This window comes from Streptomyces sp. NPDC050433 (assembly GCF_044458565.1).
Classification (GTDB): Bacteria; Actinomycetota; Actinomycetes; order Streptomycetales; family Streptomycetaceae; genus Streptomyces.
The window spans coordinates 24250-37054 of sequence record NZ_JBITIB010000004.1 but is presented as its reverse complement, the minus strand read 5'-3'; the positions used below and the strand labels follow the sequence as shown (position 1 = coordinate 37054).

11 protein-coding genes are annotated in these 12805 nt (G+C 68.7%); 6 read left to right on the top strand and 5 right to left on the bottom strand.

Going from position 1 to position 12805, the window contains the following annotated elements; all coding sequences use genetic code 11:
• Window positions 1-138: 138 nt before the first annotated feature.
• A complete protein-coding gene (locus ACIBLA_RS06690) occupies window positions 139-1122 on the top strand; it encodes a helix-turn-helix transcriptional regulator (RefSeq protein WP_363240381.1) in 984 nt (327 codons plus the stop codon).
• Window positions 1123-1256: 134 nt separating this feature from the next.
• Window positions 1257-2309: a LuxR C-terminal-related transcriptional regulator gene (locus ACIBLA_RS06685; RefSeq protein WP_399197974.1), complete on the top strand. Its 1053-nt coding sequence runs from the start codon at window positions 1257-1259 to the stop codon at window positions 2307-2309.
• Here ACIBLA_RS06685 and ACIBLA_RS06680 read toward each other — a convergent pair.
• The 4 genes from ACIBLA_RS06680 to dnaK form a co-directional block, all read right to left on the bottom strand.
• On the bottom strand, window positions 2306-2782 hold the full coding sequence (locus tag ACIBLA_RS06680; RefSeq protein WP_356587483.1) for a heat shock protein transcriptional repressor HspR: 477 nt from the start codon (window positions 2780-2782) through the stop codon (window positions 2306-2308). The two genes, ACIBLA_RS06685 and ACIBLA_RS06680, sit on opposite strands and share 4 nt — an antisense overlap.
• A gap of 5 nt (window positions 2783-2787) precedes the next feature.
• Window positions 2788-3999 (bottom strand): molecular chaperone DnaJ, encoded by a 1212-nt coding sequence (gene dnaJ, locus ACIBLA_RS06675; RefSeq protein WP_399197972.1) that lies wholly within the window; start codon window positions 3997-3999, stop codon window positions 2788-2790.
• Window positions 4000-4066: 67 nt separating this feature from the next.
• A complete protein-coding gene (gene grpE / locus ACIBLA_RS06670) occupies window positions 4067-4744 on the bottom strand; it encodes a nucleotide exchange factor GrpE (RefSeq protein WP_363240384.1) in 678 nt (225 codons plus the stop codon).
• Complete coding sequence (dnaK, locus tag ACIBLA_RS06665; protein ID WP_363240385.1) at window positions 4741-6606, bottom strand: molecular chaperone DnaK; 1866 nt, start codon at window positions 6604-6606, stop codon at window positions 4741-4743. The genes grpE and dnaK overlap by 4 nt, the downstream gene beginning before the upstream one ends.
• Before the next feature lie 255 nt (window positions 6607-6861).
• Here dnaK and ACIBLA_RS06660 point away from each other — a divergent pair, with 255 nt between their 5' ends.
• The 4 genes from ACIBLA_RS06660 to ACIBLA_RS06645 all read left to right on the top strand — a co-directional run bounded on the left by ACIBLA_RS06660 (window position 6862) and on the right by ACIBLA_RS06645 (window position 12252).
• Window positions 6862-7473 carry a sugar transferase gene (locus ACIBLA_RS06660; protein ID WP_363240386.1) on the top strand — a complete coding sequence of 204 codons (612 nt, stop codon included), beginning with the start codon at window positions 6862-6864 and terminating at the stop codon, window positions 7471-7473.
• Window positions 7474-7580: 107 nt separating this feature from the next.
• Entirely contained in the window at window positions 7581-9863 is a 2283-nt protein-coding gene (locus tag ACIBLA_RS06655; RefSeq protein WP_399197971.1) for a heterodisulfide reductase-related iron-sulfur binding cluster, read from the top strand.
• Window positions 9864-10041: 178 nt separating this feature from the next.
• On the top strand, window positions 10042-11166 hold the full coding sequence (locus tag ACIBLA_RS06650) for an FG-GAP repeat domain-containing protein (protein WP_399197970.1): 1125 nt from the start codon (window positions 10042-10044) through the stop codon (window positions 11164-11166).
• Window positions 11167-11304: 138 nt separating this feature from the next.
• On the top strand, window positions 11305-12252 hold the full coding sequence (locus ACIBLA_RS06645) for a Yip1 family protein (protein WP_363240389.1): 948 nt from the start codon (window positions 11305-11307) through the stop codon (window positions 12250-12252).
• A 53-nt stretch (window positions 12253-12305) separates the two neighbouring features.
• Here the strand turns inward: ACIBLA_RS06645 and ACIBLA_RS06640 are convergent, their stop codons facing one another.
• Window positions 12306-12803 carry a phosphoribosyltransferase gene (locus ACIBLA_RS06640; protein WP_399197968.1) on the bottom strand — a complete coding sequence of 166 codons (498 nt, stop codon included), beginning with the start codon at window positions 12801-12803 and terminating at the stop codon, window positions 12306-12308.
• Window positions 12804-12805: the final 2 nt, after the last annotated feature.

The following is a 12805-nucleotide window of genomic DNA, read 5'->3' as shown; positions in this document are numbered from 1 at the left end:
CCTCTTCATGGACGATCTCCACCCCATTCTGATCACTATCCCTCCCCCCGCGTCTAAGACGATGGCTCACAGTTCACGCAACCACCAGCGAGCACGGGCATCATGTTCCTGTAATTCAGGACCCTGAGGGGGTGGCATATGGAGTCAGAGCAGGGCAATTCGGGGCACGCACATGGGCTAGGCGAACTGTGCGAAGTGGGAAAAAACCTCTACGCGGCGGCTTTGCGCCACGGCCGACTGTCCCGGTCAGAGGCGGAAGGGGCGCCCTGCCTGCTCGACCTGGCCCTGCTGCGCCCGGACCCCGACGAGGTCCAGTGGCTCCGTCCGGTGCCTCCGGCGATCGCGCTGAACCAGCTCACACACCCCATCGAGCGGGAGATCCAGGAACGCCGACAGCTGGCGATCTCCCTGGCCGACACCTTCGAGCCCTTCATGACCATCACGGCCATGGATCCCTCGGCCACACATGCCATCACGGTGCTCGAAGGGCTGAACCTCATCAACTCCACCCTGGACCGCGTCACCAGCGAATGCACCGAGGAACTGCTCACCGTCCAGCCGGGCAGCGGGCGCGCACCGGACGTCCTCGAGGAGGGGCTCCGCAGGGTGCGCCCCCTGATCAGCAGAGGCGTGAAGATGCGCACCCTGTACCAGCACACCGCCCGCCATCACCCGTCCACGCTGGCCTATGTAGAACGCGTCGGCTCGCGCGGGGTGGAGGTGCGGACCCTTGAAGAGATCATCGAGCGGCTGATCATCGTCGACCGCAAAGTGGCGTTCGTCCCCGCCCGCAGCGACCGCCGGATCGCGCTGGAACTCCGCCACGAAGGTCTCGTCCAGTATCTCGTCGGCGTCTTCGAGCAGTTCTGGCTCCACGGGACCCCTTGGGACGAACCGTTGTCGTACGCACCGGAGATGGACGGCATCACCAGCATCCAGCGCTCCATCGCCAAACTCTTGGTCGACGGCCACGTGGACGAGGCGATCGCACGCCGGCTCGGCATGAACGTACGCACCTGCCGCGCGCACATCGCCAAGCTCAACACCACGCTCGGCAGTGGCAGCCGCGCCCAACTCGGCTATCTCATCGCCCAGTCAGGGATCCTGGACCAGGACCACTGACGCGTACCCCCGTCCGCTCCGCACGCCGCCACGCTCCGGGAGTCGACCACTCCCAGCCACCGACAACGATCCCCCAGTAGTTAGAATCCCACCACCGCCATCTTCCTGCATTGCAGAAAAAGGGGGGTACCCAAATGGGAGGAAACAGACCAAAGTTGACGCATCCACATGGCGATCGGGAACTGTGCGACGACGCCGTGCGGCTTTATACCGATGCCCTACGCAACGGCGGCATCGACCGCGGCGAGCTGACCGCCGCCCCCTGTCTGACGGACATGGCCCTGCTGCACCCGGACCCCATGGACGCCTCCTTGATGCGGCCCGTACCGGCGTCGGCCGCCTTGGCGCATCTGTTGCTGCCCATCACCCGGGAGATCCACGACCGCGTGCGACTCACCACCGCCCTGGCCGACTCCCTGGCACCACTGACGGCCGTACCCAGCGGGGACCCCAACCTCTCCATCACCGTCCTCGAAGGACTGCCGCTCATCGCCTCCGTACTGAGCGACGCGTCGGCCGCCGCCACGTCGGAGATCCTGACGGCACAGCCGGGCGGCAACCGGACGAAGACGTCCATGGAGCAGGGCCTCAGAAACTCTCTCGCCGCCATCGAGCGAGGCGCCCGGCTGCGCCACATCTACCAGCACCCGGCGCGCTACAGCCCGCACCTCAAGGACTACATGACGCGGGTACCGGCCGACCGGCTGGAGGTACGCACCGTCGAGCAGACCGTCGAGCGGCTGATCATCATCGACCGCGAGATGGCACTCATCCCCGCCGACCCGGAACGGACGACCGCCCTGGAGATCCGGCACCCCGCCCTGGTGACCTACCTCATCCAGGTCTACGACGTGCTGTGGGCGCAGGGCACCCCCCTGACGGAACATCTGACGCCGACATCTCCCCGCACCCCGGTCACCCAGGTTCAGCAGAGCATCGCCCGGCTCCTCGCCGAGGGGACCAGCGACGAGGTGGTGGCCCGCAGGATGGGCATCAGCGTCCGCACCTGCCGCTCCCACATAGCCAAGCTGATGACGGCCCTCAACGCCTCCAGCCGCACCCACCTGGGCGCGCTGCTGGTCCAGTCGGGCCTGCTCGACCCCGAGACGGACAGTCTTTCCAAGGGCGTTCAACCACCGCACCCCGGCGCCGTCGCGCGAGACAAAGGAAGGCCGTCTTCCCCCTAGTCCGACGACAGCTTCGGCTTCGGCCGCCACACCACCAGCGCGCTGGTCTGCTGCACGTCCTGGTACGGCACCAGGTCGCGCCGGTACGACGCGTGGACCTGGGCCTCGCGTTGGCGCATCGCCGCCGCCGCGCCGTCGACCGCCGCGCCCAGTTCGGCCACGCGTGCCTGGAGCGCCGCGACCTGGTTCTCCAGCTCGATGATGCGCTTGATGCCGGCCAGGTTGATGCCCTCGTCCTGCGACAACTGCTGCACCTGGCGGAGCAGTTCGATGTCGCGTGCCGAGTAGCGCCTGCCGCGGCCCGCCGTACGGTCCGGCGAGACCAGGCCCAACCGGTCGTACTGGCGCAGGGTCTGCGGATGCAGCCCCGACAGCTGAGCCGCCACCGAGATGACGTACACCGGCGACTCTTCGGTCAGCTCAAAGGCTCGGTTGAACGATGAGTGCGGTCGACGCCGCCCGACCCCGTCCATTGGAGTCACGCTCCCTTCGCTGCCTGGAACAGCTCGTCCCGCGGGTTCTCCCCCGCGGTCGCTTTCCGGTAGGACTCCAGCGCGTCACGAGCGTCGGCACCGAGATCCTTGGGGACGACCACCTCGACGGTGACCAGGAGGTCGCCACGGCTGCCGTCCTTACGTACGGCACCCTTCCCCCGGGCGCGCATCGTACGGCCGTTGGGCGTACCCGCGGGCAGTTTCAGCGTGACCGGTGGACCGCCCAGCGTCGGGACCCTGACCTCGCCGCCGAGCGCCGCCTCCACGAAGGTGACCGGCACGGTGACGGTGAGGTTGTCGTCCTTGCGGCCGAAGACGGGGTGCGAGCCGACGTGGACCACCACGTACAGGTCGCCCGCCGGGCCGCCGCGCTCACCGGGAGCGCCCTTGCCGCGCAGCCGGATCCGCTGGCCGTCGCTGACGCCCGCCGGGATGCGGACCTGCATGGTCCGCGAGGACTTGGCACGGCCGCTGCCCTTGCACACGTCGCACGGGTCCTGGGCGATCAGCCCACGGCCCTTGCAGTCCACGCACGGGTCGGTCAGAGAGAAGCCGCCGCCCGTGCCGCGCGACACCTGGCCGGTGCCGACGCAGGTCGGGCAGACCCGCGGCGAGCCGTTCTTGTCGCCGGTGCCCGAACACGCCTTGCAGGGCGCCTGGCTGGACATCCGCAGCGGGACCGTGGCCCCGTCGACCGCCTCGGTGAAGCTGAGCGTCACCTCGGACTCGATGTCCTGGCCGCGGCGCGGCTGCGTACGCGTACCGGTGCCGGGACCGCCTCTGTTGAAGAGGCCGCCGAACACGTCCCCGAGCCCGCCGCCGAAGCCGCCGGCGCCGCCCTGGCCCTGCGTCCCTCCGCCGCCACCCTGGGGGCCGCCTCCGAAGAGGTCGCCCAGGTCGAAGTTGAAGGATCCGCCGCCGCCACCGGCGCCGGGGCCGGCCCGGAAGCCGCCACCGTTGCCGAAGAGCGAGCGCGCCTCGTCGTACTCCTTGCGCCGCTTGGGGTCGCCGAGCACGTCGTTGGCCTCGGAGATCGCCTTGAAGCGTTCTTCGGCCTTGACGTCACCCTTGTTGGCGTCCGGGTGGAACTCGCGGGCGAGCTTCCGGTACGCCTTCTTGATCTCGGCCTCGGTGGCGTCCTTGGGGACGCCGAGAACCTTGTAGTAGTCCTTCTCCACGAAGTCCTTGGTACTCATTCCCGACGTCCCTCCTCACTGCCCGTCATGCGTCGTGCCCGTCCGTACCGCACTGCCGTCGTGCACGTCAGCCCTCGTCCGGGCCACCGCTCTCCTCGTCAGTCTCCGGCTCGTCGGCGTTCTTCGCCTTCTCTCCGGGCTGGGCCCCCGGCTGGGGCTCCGCCACGGCGACGCGCGCGGGCCTGATGGTCCGCTCGCCGAACCGGTACCCAGGCTGGAGGATCGCGACGCACGTGTCCTCGGTGACATCCGGCGCGTAGCTGTGCATCAGGGCCTCGTGGATCGTCGGGTCGAAGGGCTCGCCCTCCTTGCCGAACTGCTGGAGGCCCATCTTCGCGGCCACCGTCTCCAGCGATTCCGCCACCGACTTGAACCCGCCCACCAGCTCGGCGTGTTCCCGCGCGCGCCCGATGTCGTCGAGCACGGGCAGCAGCTCGGTCAGAAGGCTCGCGACGGCGATCTCCTTGACCGTGACCCGGTCCCGCTCCACACGGCGGCGGTAGTTCTGATACTCGGCCTGAAGCCGCTGGAGGTCTGCCGTGCGCTCCCCGAGCGCCGTACGGACCTGGTCCAGCTGTGCGATCAGCGCCGTCTGTGTCGCGTCTTGCTGTACGTCCCCGGCCGGGGACGCCGGGCCCGGCTCCTTGGCGGAGTCCGGCTCGGCGGCCTTCGGTTCGGCGTCATCGGGGGTGGCGCCGGAAGGGACGTCGGGCTCCTCTTCGAAACCCGGAGTCTCCTCCGTCACGCTGCACCGTCCTTCTTGGGCTTCTCGTCGTCGACGATCTCGGCGTCCACAACGTCGTCCGCGGCGTCGGTGCCGCCGGCGGGACCGGCCTGCTCCGTGCCCGGGGCGTCGTTGCCGGCGCCCTCGGCCTGCGCGTTGGCGTACATGGCCTGGCCGAGCTTCTGCGAGACGGCGGCGACCTTCTCCGTGGCCGTACGGATCTCGGCCGTGTCCTCACCCTTGAGCTTCTCCTTCAGCTCGCCGATGGAGGTCTCGACCTCTTCCTTCACGTCACCGGGGACCTTGTCCTCGTTGTCCTTGAGGAACTTCTCGGTCTGGTAGACGAGCTGTTCGGCCTGGTTGCGGGTCTCGGCGGCCTCGCGACGGCGGTGGTCCTCGTCCGCGTACTGCTCGGCCTCTTCGCGCATCCGGTTGACCTCGTCCTTCGGCAGCGAGGAGCCACCGGTGACGGTCATCTTCTGCTCCTTGCCGGTGCCGAGGTCCTTCGCGGCCACGTGCATGATGCCGTTGGCGTCGATGTCGAAGGCGACCTCGATCTGCGGCACACCGCGCGGGGCGGGCGGCAGACCGGTCAGCTCGAACATTCCGAGCTTCTTGTTGTACGCCGCGATCTCGCGCTCGCCCTGGTAGACCTGGATCTGCACCGACGGCTGGTTGTCCTCGGCCGTCGTGAAGATCTCGGAGCGCTTCGTCGGGATCGTGGTGTTGCGCTCGATGAGCTTGGTCATGATGCCGCCCTTGGTCTCGATACCCAGGGACAGCGGGGTGACGTCGAGCAGCAGGACGTCCTTGACCTCGCCCTTGAGGACACCGGCCTGGAGCGCGGCACCGATGGCCACGACCTCGTCCGGGTTGACGCCCTTGTTGGCGTCCCGGCCGCCGGTCAGCTCCTTGACGATCTCGGCGACGGCGGGCATACGCGTGGAGCCACCCACCAGGACCACGTGGTCGATCTCGGACAGCGCGATGCCGGCGTCCTTGATGACGTTGTGGAACGGGGTCTTGCAGCGCTCCAGCAGATCGGCCGTCAGCTGCTGGAACTGGGAGCGCGTGAGCTTCTCGTCCAGGTGCAGCGGGCCCTCGGCGGACGCCGTGATGTACGGCAGGTTGATCGTGGTCTCGGTGGAGGACGACAGCTCGATCTTCGCCTTCTCCGCGGCCTCGCGGAGACGCTGGAGAGCCATCTTGTCCTTGGCCAGGTCCACGCCGTGACCGTTGGCGAACTGCTTCACCAGGTAGTCGACGACACGCTGGTCCCAGTCGTCACCACCGAGGTGGTTGTCACCGTTGGTGGCCTTCACCTCGACGACGCCGTCACCGATCTCCAGGAGCGACACGTCGAAGGTGCCGCCGCCGAGGTCGAAGACGAGGATCGTCTGGTCGTCCTTGTCGAGCCCGTACGCCAGCGCGGCGGCCGTCGGCTCGTTGACGATACGCAGGACGTTGAGGCCCGCGATCTCGCCGGCCTCCTTCGTGGCCTGGCGCTCGGAGTCGTTGAAGTACGCCGGGACGGTGATGACCGCGTCCACGACCTTCTCGCCGAGGTAGGACTCCGCGTCGCGCTTCAGCTTCTGAAGGACGAACGCGGACATCTGCTGCGGGTTGAAGTCCTTGCCGTCGAGGTTGATCTTCCAGTCGGTGCCCATGTGGCGCTTGACCGACCGGATGGTCCTGTCGACGTTCGTTACTGCCTGGCGCTTGGCGACCTCTCCGACGAGCACCTCGCCGTTCTTGGCGAAGGCGACGACGGACGGCGTGGTCCTGGCGCCTTCGGCGTTGGTGATGACGGTGGGCTCGCCGCCTTCGAGAACGCTGACGACGGAGTTAGTCGTGCCCAGGTCGATGCCGACCGCACGTGCCATTTCGATTCCTCCAGCTGACTTGAGTGGAACAGGCTCAAGGATGCACGACTGATCCTCATGCGTCAACAGAGCTGAGTCGACCAGACTCAACTATCGTGCGGTCCGATTTGCCGGAGCCGCCTGGAAACCAGGCGGCCCTGAGGCGGTTCCCGCAGGTCCGCGCGCCTTCGGAACTTCCCACCCCCACTGCGGCACGATCGGTCGGCAAGCGCTCGCAAAAGGCGCGATATCGGCTACAACGGTCAGGGAGGCACCATGGTTCCGGACCTGGATCCGCGCCTGAATCCGCACCTGGATCTCGACCCGAAGCGCCTCCTGGACCTGACGCTCGGCACCCTCCTACTGATGCTGACCGCACCGCTGCTGGCCGCCGTCGCCCTCACCCTCACGCTGTCCGCGAAGCACCCCGGCGGCGCCTTCACGTACGAACGCCGCGTCGGTCTGGACGGTCGCGTCTTCACCGTCCGCTCCCTCGCGACCCGCCGGCACCGGCTCGACCTGCTGTCACGCCTGCCCCATGTCGTACGGGGCGAGATGTCCCTCGTCGGCCCCGCGCCTCTCGCGCCCGGCGACCCCAGGACGGCCGCGCCCTGGCGGCAGTTCGTACGGCCGGGCCTGACCGGCCTCGCCCAGGTGCGCCGCCGCTCGCCATGGCCGTGGGACGAGCCCGCGCTGCTCGACCAGCACTACGTGGAACACCACTGGATCGGCCTCGACCTGGCGATCCTCGCCCGTACACCGGCCGCCGCGGCGCACGCTCCGTACGACGCGGAGGCCGCCGCCGAGGCTGCCGCGCCCCGGATCCCCGCTCAGGGCCACCTGAGCGACACAGATCACCGGCCGCGCGGCTACAGTGCGGCGGGATAAGTGGGTACCCTCAGCACAAACCGATTAAGTTACCGCTTAGTAGAACGCGTCGGCACCCACTGACGCAGTGCTGTTCTTCCCACCCTCGCAGGCCCGAGGAGCCCCCAATGCAACTCGCCGCGATCATCGTGTCGCTGGTGCTGACCGTGGTCGGCGTCGCGCTCATCGCCCGAGCCGGCGCCGAGATCTACCGGTTCGTGAAGCTCGGCTCACCCGTCCCGGCCGGCAGCCGTACCGACGACCCCAGAGCGCGCACGATCACCCTGGCCAAGGAGTTCATCGGCCACACGCGGATGAACCGCTGGGGCGTCGTGGGCTTCGCGCACTGGTTCGTCGCCGTCGGCTTCCTGACGCTCGGGCTGACGATCGTCAACGCGTACGGCCAGCTCTTCCAGGCCGACTGGATCATCCCGTACATCGGCACCTTCCTGCCGTACGAGATCTACGTCGAGTTCATCGCCCTCGCCACGACCCTCGGCATCCTCGTACTGATGGCGATCCGGCTGCTGAACCTGCCCTCGCGGGCCGGCCGCAAGTCGCGCTTCACGGGCTCCACGGCCTGGCAGGCGTACTTCGTCGAGTACGTGATCCTCACCATCGGCCTGGCGATCCTGATCCTGCGCGGCCTTGAGGGCGCCCTGCACCACGTCGACAGCTACGACGCCGCCTACTGGGTCTCGTATCCGCTGGTCCTGGCCTTCAAGGGGCTCAGCCTCGGCACGCTGCAGAACCTGGTCTACCTGACCGCCATGATCAAGCTCGGCGTGACGATGATCTGGGCCATCACCCTCGGCCTCAACACCACCATGGGCGTCGCCTGGCACCGCTTCCTCGCCTTCCCGAACATCTGGTTCAAGCGCGAGTCCGACGGCGGTACGGCGCTGGGCGCGCTCCGCCCGATGGTGTCGGGCGGCAAGGAGATCGACTTCGAGGACCCGGGCGACGACGACGTCTTCGGCGTCTCGCAGGTCGAGCACTTCTCCTGGAAGGGCATCCTCGACTTCTCCACCTGCACCGAGTGCGGTCGCTGCCAGTCGCAGTGCCCCGCCTGGAACACCGGCAAGCCGCTCTCGCCGAAGCTCCTGATCATGTCCCTACGGGACCACGCGCACGCCAAGGCGCCGTATCTGCTGGCGGGCGGCGGCAAGACCATGGAGGGCGAGGAGAAGGCGTCCACGGACCAGCTGGCCGGTGTGCCGGAAGCCGCTCTCGCGGAGGCCGAGCGCCCGCTGATCGGGACGCTGGAGGAGAACGGGGTCATCGACCCGGACGTCCTGTGGTCCTGCACCACGTGCGGCGCGTGCGTCGAGCAGTGCCCCGTCGACATCGAGCACATCGACCACATCGTCGACATGCGCCGCTACCAGGTGATGATCGAGAGCTCGTTCCCCTCCGAGGCCGGGACGATGCTCAAGAACCTGGAGAAGAAGGGCAACCCCTGGGGCCTCCAGAAGAAGCAGCGCCTGGAGTGGACAAAAGAGGTCGACTTCGAGGTGCCGGTCGTCGGCCGGGACGTCGAGGACCTCTCCGAGGTCGACTACCTGTACTGGGTCGGCTGCGCGGGCGCGCTCGAAGACCGCGCCAAGAAGACCACGAAGGCCTTCGCCGAACTGCTGCACATCGCGGGCGTGAAGTTCGCGATCATGGGCGGCGACGAGAAGTGCACGGGCGACTCGGCCCGCCGCCTGGGCAACGAGCCGCTGTTCCAGCAGCTCGGCCAGGAGAACGTGGCGATGCTGAACATGGCGTACGGGGAGTCCCTCGACGAGGACGGCGGGGTCGATCCCGAGACGAAGAAGCCGAAGTCCTCGAAGAAGATCGTCGCGACCTGCCCGCACTGCTTCAACACCATCGCGAACGAGTACCCGCAGCTCGGCGGCGAGTACGAAGTCATCCACCACACCCAGCTGCTCCAGCACCTCGTCGACGAGGAGAAGCTGATCCCGGTGACCCCGGTCGAGGGTCTGATCACCTACCACGACCCCTGCTACCTGGGCCGCCACAACAAGGTCTACACACCGCCGCGCGAGATCATCGCGAAGGTGCCCGGCCTCCGTAACGAGGAGATGCACCGCCACAAGGAGCGCGGCTTCTGCTGCGGCGCGGGCGGCGCGCGCATGTGGATGGAGGAGCGGATCGGCAAGCGCGTCAACAACGAGCGGGTGGACGAGGCGCTTTCGCTGAACCCGGACATCGTGTCGACGGCGTGCCCGTTCTGCCTGGTGATGCTGACCGACTCGGTCAACGGCAAGAAGAACGACGGGAAAGCCAAGGAATCGCTCCAGGTCGTGGATGTGGCACAGCTGCTGCTCGACTCGGTGCGGACGCCCACGGACCCGGAGGACTCCCCGGAACGGGCGGCTGAGCCAGAGCCTGAGCCGGCGACGTAACCCCCTCCTAAGGAGGACACGAAGGCCGGACCTGCCTCGGGGGCGGGTCCGGCCTTTTCCCGACTCCGGTGATCGCGATCGGTCCGTTTTCTTACCGCTTCCTCACTCCAACGCCCGAACTGGAGCATCATGTGGCAGCGAATGTCATGTGACGAGATGGAAGAGGCGGGTGGGGGTCGTGCCCATACGTACTGGCGGCACCAACGGCACCGGCGCGAAGACAGCGGTGATGACCGGCGTCGGCCTCTGTACGGCACTGGCCCTGCTGCTGACAGGCTGCAGCGGCTCCGGCTCGGACGGAGAATCCGCCGACGGCACCGGGGTCAAGAACGGCGACACCGCGCCCCTGGCCGACCGCGCCTCCGTACCGAAGCGCCCCGTCCCACGCGGCGACGGCAGCGAGGTCCCGGCCGACTTCAACGGCGACGGCCACCGCGACCTCGTCCTGAACGACCTGGTCAAGGCCCCTGACGCGGTCCAGGGCGACGACGCGGGCATCGGCATCGTGTACGGCTCCGGCACACCGCGCGGTGTCGACCCCGCCGTACGCCAGACGCTGACCCCCGCCGCCAACGGCGCACCCACCGACGGCGTCCTCCCGGCCGCCTTCGACGCGGCGGCGAGCTGCGACCTGGACGGGGACGGCTTCGCCGACCTGATCGTGAGCACGGACCCGCCGTACGACGGCCTCGGCCGCCCGCCCGTCCCCCTCCAGCTCCTCTTCGGCGGCCCGGACGGCATCACGGGCAAGGCGGTCGTCCTGAAGATCCCCGCCAAGGCGCGCTACGGCGACGAGTGGCCGGACCACCCGGTTTGCGGCGACTTCGACGGCGACGACAAGCCCGACCTCGCCGTCACCGCGAGCGCGGGCCAGGTCAGCTATCTGCGCGGCCCCTTCAGCCGCGCGGGCGCGCCCCGCGCCGCCACGGCCCCCGTCCCCGGCGGCGGCCCGGTCCTGTACGCCCCCGCGGGCAAGGCGGACACCGACGGCGACGGCTACGACGACCTCGTGCACGCCACCCGCACCCACGAGCCGGGCAAGGCCGCGAAGGGCAAGCTGCTGCTGGGCGGCCCGCGGGGACCGGGCGAGGCGGGCGGCACGTACACCTTCAAGGCGGTCGCGCTCCCGCCCCCGCCGAAACTGCCGGGCGCGGACGGCAAGGCGACGACGGACCTCATGGAATCGGCGGAATTCATCGTGACGCGTACGCACCAGGGCGAGGAGAAGGATCTGATCGCGCTGTACCGCTCGGGGAAGAGCGACCCGGTGGTCAGCTTCAGCACGTCGATCTTCCTCAAGTAGGGTGAACCAAGCCCCCCTGCCCCAGGTGTAGCAAGCCCCCCAGGGTCCCCTTAGGGGATGTCACAGCTCGGCCGCAAAGGCTTGCCTGTTCCAGCTCCTCCCGCCCCGCGCCCGCCCGAAGCGGGTACGTTCGGTGACGTGGCTGGATTCAGGATCGGACGCGGCCGGGACAACCGCGCACGTCAGCAGGAACCGCAGCGGCAGCCGTACGGACGGCAGGCGGCGCCCCCTCCGCAGTACGGAGGCGGGCAGCAGTCGGCACCCCCGTACGGCAGACAGCCGCGCCCTCCGCAGCAGCAGTGGCCCCAGGCGGGCGGCGGCCACCCCGGCCCCCCGCAGGGGGGTTACGGCTACCCCGGTCCGGGCGGGCACGGCGAGCCCGAGTACTTCGGGGACCCGTACAACCAACAGCAGCACGGCGGTGGCGGCGCCCCCGACCCGTACGCCAACAACCCCGGTCACACGCAGCAGTTCAGCGTGGACGAGCACGGTTACGGCGACGGCGCGACGTACCACGCGGGCTCGGCGCCCGCACCGCCGGCCGGGCCGCGGCTGCACTGGAAGCAGCTGCTGAGCGGCATCGTGCTGCGCCCGAACGCGACGTTCTGGCAGATGCGCGACTACCCGGTCTGGGGCCCGGCGCTGGTCGTGACGTTCCTCTACGGCCTGCTCGCGATCTTCGGATTCGACGGCGCCCGCGAGGAGGCGATCAACGCCACCCTCTCGACGGCCATCCCGTACGTCCTGACGACGGCCGTGGCCTTCGTGATCGGCGGTCTGATCCTGGGCGCGGTGACCCACACCCTGGCCCGCCAGCTCGGCGGCGACGGCGCCTGGCAGCCGACGGTCGGCCTCTCCATGCTGATCATGTCGATCACGGACGCACCGCGCCTGGTCTTCGCGCTGTTCCTGGGCGGCGAGGACTCCCTGGTGCAGATCGTGGGCTGGATCACCTGGATCGCGGCGGGCGCGCTGTTCACGCTGATGGTGAGCAGGTCGCACGACCTGCCGTGGCCGAAGGCACTGGGGGCGTCGGCGATCCAGCTGATCGCGCTGCTGTCACTGATCAAGCTGGGCACGATCTGAGGACGCCCGGCCCGCCGTCCTAAGGATGGCGGGCCTTTGGGGGCGTCTTGCTCTCAGGAGTCCAGAACCTGCCCGGCGCGCCGCACGACGGGCGGCTCGACGCTCCAGGGGAAGTTGATCCACTCGTCGGTGCGCTTCCAGACGTACTCGCACTTCACCAGCGACTGCGTCTTCTCGTAGATGACGGCGCTGCGGACCTCGGCGACGTGATCGAGACAGAATTCGTGAACGAGCTTGAGGGTGCGCCCGGTGTCGGCGACGTCGTCGGCGATGAGGATCTTCTTGTTGGAGAAGTCGACCACGTTGGGCACCGGCGCCAGCATGACCGGCATCGCGAGAGTCGTACCAACTCCCGTATAAAACTCGACATTTACCAGGTGGATGTTCTTGCAGTCGAGGGCGTAGGCCAGCCCGCCCGCGACGAAGACCCCGCCGCGCGCGATGCTCAGGACGACGTCGGGCTCGTACCCGTCGTCCGCGACGGCCTGCGCCAGCTCCCGCACGGCACTGCCGAAGCGCTCGTACGTCAGGTTCTCCCGTATGTCGTCCACGT